This is a genomic window from Kitasatospora sp. NPDC098652, assembly GCF_044760155.1.
Lineage (GTDB): Bacteria > Actinomycetota > Actinomycetes > Streptomycetales > Streptomycetaceae > Kitasatospora.
The window spans coordinates 84,128-99,940 of the sequence record NZ_JBIWAQ010000010.1 but is presented as its reverse complement, the minus strand read 5'-3'; the positions used below and the strand labels follow the sequence as shown (position 1 = coordinate 99,940).

General features: G+C 72.4%; 14 protein-coding genes, 1 tRNA gene and 1 riboswitch. Of the genes, 6 read left to right on the top strand and 9 right to left on the bottom strand.

Annotated features, from left to right (window positions below):
* Positions 1–131: 131 nt before the first annotated feature.
* Positions 132–1,631 (bottom strand): aminopeptidase P family protein, encoded by a 1,500-nt coding sequence (locus ACIQWA_RS22285; protein ID WP_402484951.1) that lies wholly within the window; start codon positions 1,629–1,631, stop codon positions 132–134.
* Positions 1,632–1,755: 124 nt separating this feature from the next.
* On the bottom strand, positions 1,756–3,207 hold the full coding sequence (locus tag ACIQWA_RS22280) for a PP2C family protein-serine/threonine phosphatase (RefSeq protein WP_360227311.1): 1,452 nt from the start codon (positions 3,205–3,207) through the stop codon (positions 1,756–1,758).
* A 618-nt stretch (positions 3,208–3,825) separates the two neighbouring features.
* On the opposite strand from ACIQWA_RS22280, the gene ACIQWA_RS22275 reads away from it, so the two are divergent.
* The gene (locus ACIQWA_RS22275; protein WP_402484949.1) at positions 3,826–4,506 is read left to right on the top strand and encodes a bifunctional DNA primase/polymerase; all 681 of its coding nucleotides are present in this window, start codon (positions 3,826–3,828) and stop codon (positions 4,504–4,506) included.
* A gap of 217 nt (positions 4,507–4,723) precedes the next feature.
* Here the strand turns inward: ACIQWA_RS22275 and ACIQWA_RS22270 are convergent, their stop codons facing one another.
* The 4 genes from ACIQWA_RS22270 to ACIQWA_RS22255 all read right to left on the bottom strand — a co-directional run bounded on the left by ACIQWA_RS22270 (position 4,724) and on the right by ACIQWA_RS22255 (position 9,061).
* Positions 4,724–5,707 (bottom strand): DUF5926 family protein, encoded by a 984-nt coding sequence (locus ACIQWA_RS22270; RefSeq protein WP_402484947.1) that lies wholly within the window; start codon positions 5,705–5,707, stop codon positions 4,724–4,726.
* A gap of 162 nt (positions 5,708–5,869) precedes the next feature.
* Positions 5,870–6,292 (bottom strand): ATP-binding protein, encoded by a 423-nt coding sequence (locus ACIQWA_RS22265; RefSeq protein WP_402484944.1) that lies wholly within the window; start codon positions 6,290–6,292, stop codon positions 5,870–5,872.
* A 406-nt stretch (positions 6,293–6,698) separates the two neighbouring features.
* A complete protein-coding gene (locus ACIQWA_RS22260) occupies positions 6,699–7,523 on the bottom strand; it encodes a glycerophosphodiester phosphodiesterase (protein ID WP_402484942.1) in 825 nt (274 codons plus the stop codon).
* Positions 7,524–7,648: 125 nt separating this feature from the next.
* Entirely contained in the window at positions 7,649–9,061 is a 1,413-nt protein-coding gene (locus ACIQWA_RS22255) for a purine-cytosine permease family protein (protein WP_402484939.1), read from the bottom strand.
* A riboswitch (TPP riboswitch) is annotated at positions 9,054–9,202 on the bottom strand. (Overlaps the previous gene by 8 nt.)
* A 208-nt stretch (positions 9,203–9,410) precedes the next feature.
* Between ACIQWA_RS22255 and ACIQWA_RS22250 the strand changes: the two genes are divergently transcribed.
* The 3 genes from ACIQWA_RS22250 to ACIQWA_RS22240 all read left to right on the top strand — a co-directional run bounded on the left by ACIQWA_RS22250 (position 9,411) and on the right by ACIQWA_RS22240 (position 12,308).
* Positions 9,411–11,348, top strand: a complete 1,938-nt coding sequence (locus tag ACIQWA_RS22250; protein WP_402484936.1) for a S1C family serine protease — start codon at positions 9,411–9,413, stop codon at positions 11,346–11,348.
* 63 nt (positions 11,349–11,411) lie between these two features.
* Positions 11,412–11,499, top strand: a tRNA-Ser gene (locus ACIQWA_RS22245).
* 275 nt (positions 11,500–11,774) lie between these two features.
* Positions 11,775–12,308, top strand: a complete 534-nt coding sequence (locus tag ACIQWA_RS22240) for an NUDIX hydrolase (RefSeq protein ID WP_402484935.1) — start codon at positions 11,775–11,777, stop codon at positions 12,306–12,308.
* On the opposite strand, the gene ACIQWA_RS22235 is transcribed toward ACIQWA_RS22240, so the two are convergent.
* Positions 12,309–12,629 (bottom strand): hypothetical protein, encoded by a 321-nt coding sequence (locus tag ACIQWA_RS22235; protein ID WP_402484933.1) that lies wholly within the window; start codon positions 12,627–12,629, stop codon positions 12,309–12,311.
* Between the two features lie 2 nt (positions 12,630–12,631).
* On the opposite strand from ACIQWA_RS22235, the gene ACIQWA_RS22230 reads away from it, so the two are divergent.
* Entirely contained in the window at positions 12,632–13,081 is a 450-nt protein-coding gene (locus tag ACIQWA_RS22230) for a transposase (protein WP_402484931.1), read from the top strand.
* Between the two features lie 77 nt (positions 13,082–13,158).
* Here the strand turns inward: ACIQWA_RS22230 and ACIQWA_RS22225 are convergent, their stop codons facing one another.
* Complete coding sequence (locus ACIQWA_RS22225; protein WP_360434443.1) at positions 13,159–13,539, bottom strand: hypothetical protein; 381 nt, start codon at positions 13,537–13,539, stop codon at positions 13,159–13,161.
* 13 nt (positions 13,540–13,552) lie between these two features.
* Positions 13,553–14,164, bottom strand: coding sequence for a hypothetical protein (locus tag ACIQWA_RS22220; RefSeq protein WP_402484928.1), 612 nt, complete (start codon positions 14,162–14,164; stop codon positions 13,553–13,555).
* Between the two features lie 811 nt (positions 14,165–14,975).
* On the opposite strand from ACIQWA_RS22220, the gene ACIQWA_RS22215 reads away from it, so the two are divergent.
* The gene (locus tag ACIQWA_RS22215) at positions 14,976–15,803 is read left to right on the top strand and encodes a MerR family transcriptional regulator (protein ID WP_402484926.1); all 828 of its coding nucleotides are present in this window, start codon (positions 14,976–14,978) and stop codon (positions 15,801–15,803) included.
* Positions 15,804–15,813 lie beyond the last annotated feature (10 nt).

Here is a 15,813-nt window from a genome sequence, read left to right as displayed (position 1 = left end):
GCACGGAGGGCCCGGCCTCCCCGTGGCGGGGAGACCGGGCCCTCCGGTGTGCGCGTGCTCGGTGCCCGTGCCCGTGCCCGTGCCCGTGCCCGTGCCCGTGCCCGTGCCCGGGCCCGGGGCTCAGGCCAGGCTCAGGCCAGCGAGGCCATCCAGGCCTCGACCTCGTCGCTGCGGCGCGGCAGCCCGGCCGAGAGGTTCTCGTTGCCCTCGGCGGTGACCAGGATGTCGTCCTCGATCCGGACGCCGATGCCGCGGTACTCCTCGGGCACGGTCAGGTCGTCCTGCTGGAAGTACAGGCCGGGCTCGACGGTGAGCACCATGCCGGGCACCAGCAGGGCGTCGACGTGCTCCTCGCGGCGCGAGTGGGCGCAGTCGTGGACGTCCAGACCGAGCATGTGGCCGGTGCCGTGCAGGGTCCAGCGGCGCTGCAGGCCGAGTTCCAGGACCTTCTCGACGTCGTACACCGAGGCGTCCAGCAGGCCCCAGGCGAGCAGTCGCTCGGCGAGGACGCGCTGCGAGGCCTCGTGGAAGTCGCGGAAGCGGGCGCCCGGCCTGACCGCGGCGATGCCGGCCTCCTGGGCGTCGTACACCGCGTCGTAGATCTTCCGCTGCAGCTCGGTGAAGGAGCCGTTGATCGGCAGGGTGCGGGTGACGTCGGCGGTGTAGAGGGTGTGGGTCTCCACGCCGGCGTCCAGCAGCAGCAGCTCACCGGGGCGGACGTCGCCGTCGTTGCGGACCCAGTGCAGGGTGGTGGCGTGCGGGCCGGCCGCGGCGATGGTGCCGTAGCCGACGTCGTTGCCCTCGACCCGGGCGCGGCGCCAGAAGGTGCCCTCGATCCAGCGCTCGGAGGTGGCGACGGCCTGCCCGAGCTCGCGCACCACGTCGGTGAAGCCGTTGACGGTGGCGTCGCAGGCGGCGCGCAGCTCGCCGATCTCCCACTCGTCCTTGACCAGCCGCAGGCCGCTCAGGAACTCCTTGAACTCGGCGTCCTTGTCGGCGTCCAGCACCTCGGCGAGCGCGGCCTCCAGGCCGGCGTCGTAGCCGCGGACGATCCGGGTCGGCACGGTGGAGTCCTTGGCGCGCTCGGCCAGCTCCTCGGCGGCCTTGCGGACGTCGCGGGCGGGCAGGCCGAGCAGCTGCTCCTGCTCGGTCAGGCTGTGCCGGCGGCCGACCCACAGCTCGCCGTAGCCGTCCAGCCAGAACTCGCCGTTCTCGCGGTCCGAGCGGGGCAGCAGGTAGAGGGTGAACTCGTGGCCGGTGTCGCCGGTCGGCTCGCCGACCAGCACCGCGTCCTCGGTCCGGTCGCCGGTGAGGTGCACGTACTCGCTGGCGGCGCGGAAGTTGTAGTCGGTGTCGTTGGAGCGCACCCGCAGGTTGCCGGCCGGGACGACCAGGCGGACGCCCGGGTGGGCGGCGGACAGCGCGGCGCGGCGCGCGGCGGCGTACGGGGCCTGGGCGACCGGGGTGAGGCCGTGCAGCTCGGTGTCGGCCCAGCCGGTCCTCATCGAGGCGGACAGCTCGTCCGAGATCTCGCCGTAGAGGCCGTTCTTGCGGCCCTTGAACTGCGGCGGCTCCTCGCCGCCCTCGGCCTCGGGGTTCTCGGCCACTGCGGGGGTCCGGTCCTCGGTCACGTGCAACGCCTCCTTGGGGGTGGTACCGCCGCCCTCGGGGGAGGTGTCGGGTCGCGACACGCGCGGGCGGCCGTGCGTCCATGGTACGGACGCCCGGCCGCTCGCCGGTCCGGGGTTCGTACGCCTACTCGAAGCGCGCGGCCAGCAGCATCAGGTCGTCGGTGGCCGGGGCGGCGTCCGGGGCGGGGCAGACGGCCAGCAGGTGGGCGCAGAGCCGGTCCGGGTCGATCCGCACGTCGCGCGGGGCGTCGGCGGCGGCCCGGCGCAGGTTGGCCTGTCCGGCGTGCAGGGTCGGGCCGCAGCGGCGGGCCAGGCCCTCGGTGTAGAGCAGCAGGGTGTCGCCGCGCCCGGCGGTGAACTCGACCCCGGGGGCCTCCCAGCAGGCCAGCATGCCGAGCGGGGCGGAGAGCGAGGTCTCCACGAACTCGGCGCCGTGCCGGCCGACCAGGACGGGCGGGCAGTGCCCGGCCCCGGCCAGGGTGATCCGACGCTCCTCGGGTTCGATCCAGGCGTAGACGGCGGTGGCGGTGCGGGTCGGCTCGGTGGTCTTGAGCAGCAGTTCCAGGTCGCCGAGGACGGAGACCGGGTCCTCGCCCTCCAGCACCGCGTACGCCCGCAGCGCGGCCCGGATCCGGCCCATCGCGGCGGCCGCGCCGGGGGCGGAGCCGGGGCCCGCGCCGGGGCCGTCGCCGGAGACCGAGCCGACGGTGAGGCCGACGGTGCCGTCCGGCAGCGGGATGGCGTCGTACCAGTCGCTGCCGCTGGAGCGGTCCAGGCCGGCCGGGGCGATCCGGGCGGCCAGCCGCAGCCCGGGGGTCTGCGGGAGGTGGTCCGGCAGCAGGCCGCGGCGCAGCGCCTCGGTGGTGCGCAGGGTGCGGTCCGCCTCCAGCTGCTTGGCGAGCAGCGGGGCGGCGATCTCGCAGTAGTGGCGGGCGAGTTCGCGCTGGCAGTCGGTGGGCTGGGCGGGCCGGTCGTAGAACCAGACGGCGGCGGCGAGCGGGCCGTCCTCGGCGGTGGCGAGCGGGAGGCCGTAGGCGCCGCCGAGGCCGAGGTGGACGGCGAGTTCGCGCAGCCGGGCGCCGACGGCCGGGTCGTCGGCGAGGTCGGCGGAGTGCAGCTGTTCGGGCCGGTCGTGCTCGCTCAGCAGCCGGGCGAGCAGGCTCTGTTCGGTCGGGACGGTCTCCAGGGCGCCGAGGCTGGCCCGGTCCAGGCCGAGGCCGACGGGCTGGCCGGTGCCGCCACCCGGCAGCAGGGTGACCAGGACGCCGCGGCCGGCGCCGAGCAGCGCGGCGCCGGAGGCGAGCACGGCGTCCAGGGTGGCGGTGGTGCCGCGGGCGCGGGCGAGCCGCTCGGTGTGCTCGTACAGGCTGGTGATTTCGGACAGGCGTCCGGCCAAACGGTCCTGCACCGTGGTGGACGGTGCCGTGGGGCCGTCGGTGCCGCCGTCCGGCGCGTCGGCGGGGCCGGGCAGGTCCGGCGGCGGGTCGAGGACGGTGAGCCCGCCCGCACAGCCGGTCTCACCCGGCTCTGCGGGCGGGGTCGACGGCTGGGCGGCCGACGCGTGGGACTTGGTCATGCCGCCACTCCTGACGCGGTGCTACGTGCCATGCGAAACCCCCAGGTACGGCCGATGTGGAGCGAGCACGGCCAAAGGACGCGTTTCGCCTCGATTCGCTACTACTCGTCATTGATCGACAGCAATGCCACCACTTCTACACAGGCCATTCGGGGCATGTCCAGATCCAGGACGACGCGGTGGCCGGTTCCACGTCCGCGCGACCCGGCCGGAGGGCGCGCACCGGGCGCGGCGCGCCGGTCGGAGCCGGAGGCATGGAGCGAGCCGGGAGCGGGCAGAACGGAGGGGACGGACCGGGTGGCCGTCCGGATCGTATGTCCGCGCCGCCCGCGATCCGGGCTGGCCGGAAGTCTCTCACTCGTACGGTGGAACCAAGCGCGCCCGGGCGGCGTCCATCCGGTCGCATACGGGATTCTCGTTCCAGGGGCTGTTCCAGTGCGCGGCCCTTCTCATGTCGTGCTCCACACCGTGCTCCACGTCGTAGCCGCGCCGTCCGCCGTGCCGCCCGCCCCGCTCCGCGCCTTTCCGGGGCCGTGCCGCCGCGGGCCCGTGCGGCGGGTCCCGACGGATGTCGGTGGGGCGGAGCGAACCGAGCGGTCAGGGAAAGGAACGAGCGCCATGCGTGAGAACCGGAAGAGCCCGAGGAGCCGGTCGCAGGAGCCCCGGGAGCCGCAGGAACCGCAGCAGTCGCAGGAGTCGTCCGCCCGGCTGGCCGCGGCGCTCACGGCCGCCGTCGAACACCGCTGGCCGGTGGTGCCCGGCACCGTGCTGTGCGGCGGCCGCTGTTCCTGCGGGGAGCCGGACTGCCCGGCGCCCGGCGCCCATCCGCACGACCCGTCCCTGCTGGCCGCCACCACGGACCCCCGGATGGTGCGCTGGTGGTGGGAGCGGCAGAACCCGGACGCGCCGGTGCTGGCCGCCACCGGCTCCGCGGTCTCGGCGGTCAGCCTGCCCGCGGCGGCCGGTGCCAGGGCGCTGGTCTACCTGGGCGCGCTGCGGCTGCCGCTCGGCCCGGTGCTCGCGATGCCGGGCCGCTACGCCCTGTTGGTGGCCCCGTACTCGCTCGACGCCCTGGGCGAGATGCTCGCCCAACTCCCTCTGGTGCCCGGATCGTTGCGCTACCACGGGCCGGGCGGCTTCCTGCCGCTGCCGCCCGGCGGCGGGGCCGGGAGGGTGCGCTGGGTGCTGGCGCCGCGGCCGGCTGCGGACGGCGGGGTCCGGTTGCCGCAGGTCGGGCCGCTGCTGGGGGAGTTGGTGGAGGCGACGGTCCGGCTGGACAGCGGGCGCTCGACGTACTGACGGATCGCCGGGTCGGGCCGGACTCCGGGCCCGGTGGTGCGGGGCGTTCCGGAAAACAAAAGATCCGGCCGCTGGCGACGGGGGATGCACCAGCGGCCGGACTCTTTAGACAGTAACAAGGATCCGCGCCCGCGCCAATTTCCAAGACGCCCTCCAGGCCCGGAAATTGCGGCTTCCCGGCGACAATGTGACGCGTATCACCCGGATCCTGCGCCCTTTAGTTCAAGGTGACCTGACGGTTCACCAGGTTTGCCCGGGCGCGCCGCTCCTCGGCGGTCAGCGGAGTCGGGTCGGCGAGGACGGCGGCGAGCCGCTCGCCGAACTCGGCGGCCGGCTTCTCGCAGTCGGCGGCGGTCATGGCGAGCGGGAGGTCCCACACCGGGACGGTGAGGCCGTGCGCGCGGAACGAGCCCACCAGGCGGGTGTCCGCGCCGAGCGAGGCCTCACCGGCGGCGTTCAGCCGGGCCAGCGCGTCCAGCAGCTGCTCCTCGGGCACGGTCATCACCCAGCGCAGGTGGTTCTTGTCCGGGGTGCCGCACCAGTAGGCGGCGTCCACGCTCGCGAGCTTCTCGGTCGGGATGGCGGAGGCGTTGGCGCGCTCCAGCGAGGCGGCGACCTCGCCGGTGGCGGTCTCGGCGTCCTCCAGCCAGAACTCGAAGCCGGTGTGCACGGTGGGCGTGAACGCGGCGGAGGTGTCCAGCAGGTCCTGGAGGCGACGGCCGCCCGGGACGGTCCGGCGGGCGGGGACGGGGCTGCCCGGCTCGGTGGCCAGGGCCAGCTCCAGGGCGTCCGCGAGGTCGCGGCTGAGGTCGCCCGAGGAGGACTGGGTCTGCAGGCCGAGCAGGATCGAGCCGTCGGCGCGGCGCAGGGCCGGCCAGGCCAGCGGCAGCACCGTCGCCAGGGTCACCGACGGGACGTCGCCAGCGGCACTCGCGGTCACCCCGGCGGCCAGCGTCAGCGGTGCCGTGGCGGCGGGCACCAGCTCGCGCAGCGCCACCCAGTCGGCCTCGCCCGGCAGGCCCTCGAACGGACGGTGCACCAGCTCCTGCACGGCGTGCGAGGCCTCCCGGCCGTGGCACGCCTTGTAGCGGCGGCCCGAGCCGCAGGGGCAGTCCTCGCGGGCCCCGACCACGGGGATCTCGCCCGTGACGGCGGTGGTGGACTGGCGCTGCGGCGCCTTCTTGGCGGCCTTCTTGCCCATGCTGCGGCTCTCCCGGGGACGGTGGTCCTGTTTCACGGGAAGCCTACTGAGGTTCCCCCGGCGCGCGGGAACGCGCCGGGGCGGGCACCGTACGCCCCGCTGCCGGTCGGGCGGGCGTCCGGCTGCCGGGTCGGACGGGCGCCCGGGTGCGGGCCGGGACGACTACGCGCTGCGGGCCGTGCCGCCCCCGGTGCGCCGGGCGTGCCGGGCACGGGCGGGCAGCGCCGCCCAGACCGTGACCTCGCCGGGCGCGTCCCGGACGCCCCAGTCGCTGGCCAGTTGGTCGACGATGGCCAGGCCGCGGCCGCCGCGTGAGGTCAGCGAGGGGCTGGCGGGCAGCGGCCGGGTGGCCGCGCCGCCGTCGGTGACCTCCAGGGTGAGCACGCCGTCGGCGTGCATCTGCCAGCGGACCAGCACGCCGCCGTCCGGCTCGGTCGCGCCGTCCTCGGGCTCCCGGCCGCCCGGCGCCGGGTGCGTCCCGGAGGGGACGCCGACCAGCACCTGGTCCACCACCTCGGCCCGGGCACCGCGGCCCAGGGCGGGCAGCGGGCCCAGCGGACGGGCGTATCGACAGGCGTTGCTCAACAGTTCGGAAAGGATCAGAACAGCATCATCGATGACCGGTTCCGGTATCTGCCGGTCACCCAGATCTCGACGCAGTCGGCGCCGTGCGACCCCGACACTCGCTGGGCCGTGCGGCACTGCCATGGTCGATGAAGTCGGCACTTCACGCGCCACCATCAACGCCACCCCCGGACCTCCTTCAGCGTATGCCGAGGGATGGATGCCCCTTGGTAATGCGTCGGAAACGACCGTCGGAGGATCCTGCGGGCCCATTTCGGGCGATGCGACTCAGGGTCGACAAGAGGTCATTCCGTGCTCACCCTCCGTCGCCCGTGCGCAAGAATTCCGGCAACAACGTGCACGGAAGGTTTGACTGCCGACCAGGGCGATCAGGTTCTCCCGGGACGGCCGGGCGCCCGGCCCCGGCTCAGCGGCCGAGCTGGGCCAGCACCTCGGCGGGCCTGTTGGTGATGATCGCGGAGACCCCGAGCTCCAGGCAGAGCTCGACGTCGGCCGGCTCGTCCACCGTCCACACGTGCACCTCGTGCCCCAGCTCGCGCAGCCGGGGCACCAGCTGCGGCTTGGCCTTGACCAGTTCGATGCCGGGGCCGGCGATCCGGGCCCCGCCCGGCAGCGGCTGCCCGGGGCGGAGGCGGCCCAGCAGCGGCAGCATCCGTTCGATCAGGAACACTCGCCGGTAGTCGGGCGCGGCGGCGGCCACCCGGTTCAGCGCGATCGAGGAGAAGCTCATGATCCGGGCGGACGGGCGGTCGCCGTCCGGGGCGGTGCCGATCTTGTACCGCTCCAGGGTGCGCAGCAGCTCGGCCTCGACCCGGCCGCGGAACCGCACCGGGTGCTTGGTCTCGATCGCCAGGTCCACCGGGCGGCCGCAGTCCACCACCAGTTCGAGCAGCCGCTCCAGCCGCAGCACGCCGCGCAGCTCGGGGTCGGTGCTGGGCCGGCCGGTCTTCCATGCGCCGAAGTCGTACGCCTCCAGCTCGGCCAGCGTCATCGCGGAGACGGTGCCGCGGCCGTTCGACACCCGGCCGATCCGGCGGTCGTGCACGCAGACCAGGTGGCCGTCGGCCGTCACCCGCACGTCGCACTCGACGGCGTCCGCGCCCTCGTCGAGCGCGCGCCGGTACGCCGCGAGGGTGTGCTCGGGCAGGGCGTGGGAGGAGCCGCGGTGGGCGATCACCTGGACGGAGGGCGTGGTGCGCGCCGCCGCCGAGGGCAGTTCTGGGCTGGTCACGGCCCCAACGATAGGGGGCGCGGGTGAACCGGGGGCGAAGCCGGTCCCAACCTGTGGGGCCGGCTCCGCCTCCGGTGGGTCAGGCCCGGGCGGTGCGGTGGGTCAGGCCCGGGCGGTGCGGTGGGTCAGGCCCGGGCGGTGCGGCGGGTCAGCGGGGTGAGGCCCCAGGTGGCCAGCGCCGGCAGCAGGAAGGCGAACAGCGAGGCCGAGGTCCACTCCTGCGGGGTGAAGTGCAGCGCCTGCTGGGCCGAGGTCCAGAAGTCCACCCACCAGTCGGCCACCGCGGTCGGCGCGATCAGCTGGTAGACGGCGAAGCCCAGCACCCACGGCAGCAGCATCAGCCAGCGGGACGGCGCCCGCTCGGAGAGGTCCCAGCCGTGCCGGCCGGCGCCGAAGAAGTAGTCCACCGCCAGCACCGCCAGCAGCGGCACGAAGACCGAGCCGATCAGGCCGAGGAAGTTGCTGTAGGTGTCGGTGAACCGGTCGATCCTGAGCGCCAGCACGGTGGTCAGCACGCCGATCCCGCCGCTCAGCACCCGGCGGTCCACCCGCGGCAGCAGGTTCTGCAGCGACATCGCGGTCGAGTAGACGTTGGCGAAGGACTGGTCGGTCTCGCGCAGCACCAGCACCAGCAGGAACAGCCAGCCGGCCCAGACGCCGAGGAAGGAGTCGAAGATCCGGCTCGGGTCGCCGTCGGACTGGAGCAGCGCCATCAGCCCCAGCACGTAGCACCAGACCTGGGCGACGGTGTAGCCGGAGAAGCTGCCCCAGAAGGCCGACTTCGGGCTGCGCGAGTGCCGGGTGTAGTCGGCGGCCATCGGGACGAAGGAGATCGACACCGCGATCATCGCGTCGGTGGCGCCCAGGAAGCCGTGCCAGTTGCCCGCGCCCGGGTCCGGCACGCCCTGGCGGCCCAGCTGGACGGTGAAGTACACCATCGCGACCGCGACCGCCCCGGCCACGAAGCGGCGCAGCACCGCGATCGAGCCCAGCGGCCAGATCGTCAGCACGGTGGTCAGCGCGCCCGCGAGCAGCACGAACAGCCAGCGGTAGTCGCTGGTGTGGGCGACGGTCTGGGCGCCCGCCGCGATGGTCAGCAGCTCGAACACGCCCCAGCCGACGCACTGGACGATGTTCAGCACGGTCGGCAGGTAGGACAGCCGGGTGCCGAACAGGCCGCGCAGGTTGGCCATCGCGGGGGCGCCGGTGCGGGCGCCGATCAGCGCGGCGACGCCGAGCATCGCGGTGCCGACCGCCGTACCGGTCACGATCGCCGTCACCGCGGCGGCCAGCGACAGCTCGCTGCCCTTCTCGCCGAGCACGGTCGCGGCGGTGGAGAAGCCGATCAGGCTGACGCCGAGGTTCATCCAGAGCGCGAAGTGGTCCCGGAAGCGCAGGGTGCGCGGCGGCTCGGTGTCCAGGACCAGCGGCGCCTCGACGCGGTGGTCCAGCAGCGCGGCACCGGCGCCGGCCGGGCCCGGGGGGAAATCCTTGGACGCGGGCGCGCCCGAAGAAGAGGATGGCGAAGCAGGCGGCATGGCCGATACTCCCTACGCCGGCATTACCCGGACAGGTTCCGGCGGTCAGCGCCCCCTCGACGGTCCGCCGGTCACTGGCCTGGCGTACGGTCGACATGCGCACTCTCAGCCTGGTCGGTCCAAGCTCCCGCGTGTCAGTTTGGAGCGACAGGCTAACCGGCACGGAGACGAACGCCAAAGGCCACGGGGTGCGCGGTCCGCATCGCGGGACGCCGGGCGGGGGTGGGGAGCCCCGGCTGTCGGTGGCGGCTAAGGATTCTTATGAGTTATTCAGAGGGGTCCTTACGGCAATCGAATCGTCGGTGCGAAAAACTATGGTCCTTGGTTCTGTCAGCTATGGAGGTCGTCCGTGAGCACCGAGCGCGAGGTTGGGCCCACCGGGCCGCAGGGGGAGCAGCCCGCGGGGGCCCCGGAGGCGGCGGGTGCCGCTTCCGAGGGCACCGCTCAGGGCGGCCACAAGCCGACCATGGCCTTCAGTCGGGTCCCCGAGCCGAAGGACGAGCCGGTGGACGCCACGGCCGAGGCCGCCCCGGCTGGTCCGGCCGACAGCGGGCACAAGCCGACCATGGCCTTCGGCCGGATCCCGGAGCCGGCCGCCGCGAGCGCGGCGGCCGAGGCCGCCCCGGAGGCCCCGGCCCCGGCCGTCCCGGCCGACGGCGGGCACAAGCCCACCGTCGCCTTCACCAAGGTGCCCGCGCCGGAGGCCCCGGCCGCGCCGGCCGCGCCGGCCGCGGCCGCCGTCGAGGAGCCGGCCGTCGACCCGGTCACCGGCTACCTCGACGCCCCGCCGCCGGTCCTGCCGCCCGCGCCGCCCGCCGCACCCGCACCCGCCGCGGCCCCGGTCGCCGCCGCCCCGGCCGCGCCCGCCCTGCCGCCGGGCGCCCCGGGTACCAACCCGTACGCGACCCCGACCCACGGCGTGCCGGCTGCCGGCGCCCAGGACCCGTACGGCGTTTCGGCCGCCAACGCCCAGGAGCCGTACGGTGCTCCGGCCGCCGGTGTGCCCGTCGCGCCCGGTGCGCCCGGTCACCACCCCTTCGGTGCCGGCCAGCCGCTCGGCGGCTGGGGCGCCGGCCACGACGCCGGTGCCGGCCACCCCGGCGGCCCCGGCGGTCCGCTCGGCTACCCCGCCGAGTACCCCGGCGGCCCGGGCGGCCACGGCCCGCGCAAGAAGCGCGGCGGCCTGGTGGCCCTGCTCGCGGCCGTCGCGCTGGTCGCCGGCATCGCGGGTGGCGCGGTCGGTGTGGTCGCCAGCGACCACAACAGCGGCAGCAGCTCGGCGGACGACCACCGCAGCACCACCGTCCAGGCCAGCAACACCCAGAAGAACGAGCCGGCCCCCGGGTCGATCGCCGCCATCGCCCAGAAGGCGCTGCCCAGCGTCGTCACCATCAAGGCGCAGAACAGCACCGAGTCGGGCACCGGCACCGGCTTCGTCTTCGACACCGAGGGCCACATCCTCACCAACAACCACGTGGTCGCGCCGACCCTCAACGGCGGCAAACTGACCGTCAAGTTCGCCGACGGCACCTCCTACAGCGCCTCGGTGCTGGGTCACGCCGAGGGCTACGACGTCGCCGTGGTCAAGATCGACAACCCGCCGAAGAGCAGGCTGTCGCCGCTGCCGCTGGCCGACTCCGACAAGGTCAACGTCGGTGACGCCACCGTCGCGATCGGTGCGCCGTACGGCCTGGAGTCCACCGTCACCAGCGGCATCGTCAGCGCCAAGGACCGCCCGGTCGCCTCCGGCGACGAGACCGGCTCGCAGGCCTCGTACATGAACGCCCTGCAGACCGACGCCTCGATCAACCCCGGCAACTCCGGCGGCCCGCTGCTGGACTCCAGCGGCGCGGTGATCGGCATCAACTCGGCGATCCAGTCCAACGCCTCCGCCAACGGCCGGGCCGGCAGCATCGGCCTGGGCTTCGCCATCCCGATCAACCAGGCCAAGTGGGTCGCGGACACCCTGATCAAGACCGGCAAGCCGGTCTACGCCAAGCTCGACGTGCTGCGCAACGACGACTACAAGGGCGACGGCGCGCAGATCCAGACCAAGGACATCCAGGGCCAGCCCGCCGTCACCCCCGGCGGCGCGGCCGACAAGGCCGGCCTCAAGCCGGGCGACGTGATCACCAAGCTCGGCGGCGTGCCGATCGAGAACGGCCCCGCCCTGGTCAGCCGGATCTGGACGCACAAGCCGGGCGAGACCGTCGACGTCGAGTACACCCGCAACGGCCAGACCATGACCACCAAGGTCACGCTCGGCCAGCGGGACGGCGATCAGTGACCCCTGGGCACGCGGAATCGTGTGCACCGAACGCCGCCGGACCCGTTAGGCTGACCTCCGCCTGGAGAGCTGCCCGAGCGGCCTAAGGGAACAGTCTTGAAAACTGTCGTGGCGTGACCCGTCACCGTGGGTTCGAATCCCACGCTCTCCGCGTGGAACGGCCTCTGACCAGCAACTTTGGTCAGGGGCCGACGCTTTTCCCGATGGCCGTCATGATCCGTGAGTGACCCCTCCTGACCGCCCGTTCTGGCACGGATCTGGCACGGGGGCCGAGCCGAGCGCGCTCGGACACCGATGCGCTCTCTGCTCGACTCCAGCCAGCGGGTCAGCGCCTACATTTCGTCAGATTGACGCAAATTCGCGGGAACTGGCTCGCCGGCCTCCGTGGTCCGACATGCTAAAGGTCCATTGAGAGGGGCCGCAGCGATGCAATGGAAGATCCACGGGGAACGTCCGATCTACGAGAACCCATGGGTGAACCTGTGGCTGGCTGACGTGGAACAGCCCGACGGCCACCGTTGGGAACACCACGTGGTCAAGCTCCGGCACCTGGCCGTCGCTGCCATCGTGAACAGCGAGAAGCAGGTCCTCATGATGTGGCGGCATCGCTTCATCACGGACACCTGGGCCTGGGAACTGCCGATGGGACTGATCGAGCCGGACGAGTCTCCGGCAGATGCGGCGGCCCGTGAGGCCATGGAGGAGACCGGCTGGAAGGTCGGTGAGGTCAAGCCGCTGATCTACGCCCAGCCGGCGAACGGGATCACCGACTCCGAGCACTTCGTCTTCCGGGCCGACGCCGTCGAGTACGTGGGACCGCCGACCGAGCGCAACGAGTCCGACCGGATCGAGTGGGTCCCGCTGTCCGAGCTGCGCGGCATGATCGACCGCCGCGAGATCGTCAGCAGCGGCACGCTCGTGGGTGTGCTCTACCTGCTGCTGGACGAGGCCGGCCTTTGATCAGCTGGCCGCGCGGGTGATCCGGTCGGCCAACGTCGCTACTGAGGCATTGGCCCGGTAGGGCTTGAGCAGGTGGCGGAACTCCTGGAGGTGGGCAACCACTCGGGGTGACTCGATCACTGCCGCGAGATCGAGGGCTTCCGTGGCGGTCGCGCACGCCAACTCGACCTGCCGTCGCTGGAGTTGGGTCCGTGCGAGCCAAAAGCTGTGGAACGCTCGACCCCGGAGGTTCGTCGTCGGTTCGGCCCGTAAGGCTTCGGCGATGAGGGGTTCGGCGGCGGTCGCGTCCCCCAACTGGCCGAGGGCGATTCCGGTGTCCACGGGTGGGCTGGCACACCTCCGAACGGGCGGACGCCGACCTGGTCCTCACCGCGTTGGAGTACGCCCTGCACGGCCGGCCCGTCGAACCGGGAAAGCTGATCCATCACAGCGACCACGGGTGTCAGTACACGTCCATCAAGCTCACAACCCGCCTGCTCAAGGCGGGAATTGAGCCGAGCATGGGCACCGTCGGCGACTCCTACGACAACGCCCTGGCCGAGAACTTCTGGAGCGTGCTGAAGACCGAGTGCGTGCGCCGCGCGACCTTCGCGACCCGCACCGACGCCGACCTGGCGCTGTTCGCCTACGTCGACGGCTGGTACAACACCCGCCGCATCCAAAAGCGCCTCGGCTGGCTCAGCCCCGACGAGTACGAGGCGAAGTACTACACCGACCAGGCGACGGCCGAACCAGTGGCCGTCGAACCACCCACACCCGTCCTGACCAGGTAATCAGCACCTCCCGCGCAGCGGGGGAAGCTCACCCGGGCGCACAATTCCCAGTTTGATCGGTCTCAGCCAACCTGACGTCAGAACATCGATGGCATGAGTCCTGCTGTTCCACCACCGATGACGGGCACGAGAAGAACCAGCCAGCCACGCACGCTTCGGGTGGGCTCGCCCTCCTGCTTGAGGATCAGCGCCAGCGCCATGCCCGCTGTGGCCGGTAGGAGGACTCCGAGCATTGCCAGGCTCAAGAGGTCAGGGACCTCGTGTCGTGTGATGGCCCAGCCAACCCCAAGACTGAGGGCTGCTGCTGTCAGCATCTCCCGTGTCGGAGCGAGCAGTTCATGCCGGGCCCGGCGGGCTCCTGCGATGGTCGCGCGGTGTCGTACACCCAGCAGCATCCATGTGACCCCGGCGACTACCAGTGTGATCTCCGCGCCGAGAACGAGTTGCGTTGCCTTCACCGTTCGCCTCCTCTTATGAGCAAGCCTCTTGGACCTTATCGAGCCCGAGCAGGATCAGTGCCACGTCCTTCAGCTCGGCACCCACCGTGGCGCCCTTCCCCTTGCGCACGCCCTTGATGGCGTTGACCACCCGGCGAACTCCGTACTTCTTGACTATCTTTGCGACCTTCAGCACTTTCGAGGCGGGGATCAGTGCTCCTCCCGCAGCGGCGAGGACCAAGCCGATGCACTTGATGTCGAACCAGCCAGCTTGAACGGCCTGGGTGTCGCCGGGGCGCGGACCGGACGCCGTAGCGATCTGCTCCGTGACGCGAGTGATCACGGCTTCGCCCCCCTGATCGATCACCTCGTCAGGAACGGCCTCCAGCTGCGTCAGGTACGGCTCGTACACGGCTGCCGAGAGTTGATCAGATTCCTCCTCCGTCAACTCGCTGAGCTTGGTGGGAACGTCATCCGGAACCGGATCGGCCCGCTCGGCCACAACTGTGGCCAAGGCCCGTTTCTGCTGGAACGTTTCGGCATGAGCGCCGGAGGCCGTTGCGATCACGGCTCCTGCGGTCAGCGCGGCTACGAACGCCGCTGCCATGGGCGGCAGGAACCGGTTGGCGGTTGCTTTGTGCGACATTTCTCCAGTAGCTCCCCGTGTGTCTGACCGAGCATGTCGCGGCGGACGACGGCGGACCATGCCAGCCGCGCCAAATTAGCTGACAGCTAGTCCGTAAAGCTGTCAGGGTCCTAGGTCGTGGCTAGGCCACGCGGCTCAGTGTGAATCATCAAAGCTGAGGATTTGATGAGGGCGAACGCCCGACAGCGGCCGCATTCTGGCGAGCGGAGTTGTAGGGACGGGCGGGTTCGGTCAAGCCCGCTCGTACGGGTCTGTATGTGGCGACGGTGGCGCGTGGTGCGGGCTTGACGGGTTCCGTTCGCCCCGGAGAATCGGGCGGCGGGGGGCCCGAACGAACGGCGGGCAACCATCGGCCGTGACCTGGGCCCCCGTGGGGCCGGACAGCCTTCCCGAGGGCCTCCTGCCCAGCCGACCGCCGCCTCGTTCCTTGCGCCGCCAGCGGGGCCGTCCATAGCGGGGGAAGCTCACCGTTGTTGATCTGGCACGGAACTGGCACGGTGGCGATGAGGACGGTTCGCGGGCGGCTTTGCTACCCTCCTGACCTGCAATAACGTCATTTCGGCTACCTGTTCGAGCGTGAGTCATGAAAACTGTCGTGGCGTGACCCGTCACCGTGGGTTCGAATCCCACGCTCTCCGCCGGTAGGAGAACCACCTGCTCAGGGCGGGTGCCGAGATCGTTCGGCACCCGCCCTCGGTGTTTTCCGGGGCGTGACGGCGGTGGGCCGGTGGTGGGCCGGTGGCGGGCCGCGGACGGCCCGGCGGCCGGGGGTTGACCCTGACACGGGGGGAGACGGTGGAGTGGGAGCACCATGTTGAACATCGGAGACTTCGCCGTCCACGGCCGGGTGTCGGTGCGAATGTTGCGCCACTACGACGCGATCGGCCTGCTCACGCCCGCCAGGGTCGACCCGGTCACCGGGTACCGCTCCTACGAGGCGGGCCAACTCGCCCGGCTGAACCGGGTGATCGCGCTCAAGGAGCTCGGCTTCACGCTGCAGCAGGTACGGGCCGTGCTGGACGAGCACCTGGACGCGGCCGAGCTGCGCGGGATGCTGCGGTTGCGGCGGGCCCAGCTCGCCGAGGCGATCGCGGCGGACGAGCGGCGGCTGGCCCGGGTGGAGGCGAGGCTCCGGACGATCGAGAGCGAGGGGAACATGTTCGAGCACGATGTCGTGGTGAAGCCCGTTCCGTCCGTGCGGGTGGCCCAACTGAGCGGGGTGGCGGCGAGTTACGCGCCGGAGGACATCACCCCGGTGATCGGCCCGCTCTTCGACGAGCTGTGCCGGCGGGTGGAGGAGTCCGGGATCGAGGTGGTCGGGCCGTCCGTCGCCTGGTACGAGGACGGGCCGGAGGGCGACGGCTCGGTGGTCATCCGGGTCGCCCTCCAGGTGGCGCCGTCCGTGCGGAACGACCGGGCGGACTTCGAGGTGGTCGACCTGGCGCCGATCGAGGAGGCGGTGACCATCGTCCACCGCGGCTCGATGGACGACGCGATGGGCAGCTTCCAGGCGCTGGCCCGCTACATCGACGAGAACGGCTACCGCTCGACCGGTTACGCCCGGGAGCGCTACCTGGAGACCCCGGACGACCGGTCCGGCTGGGTCGTCGAGTTCCAGGAACCGGTGGTCCGCAGGTAGCGGCCGCCGC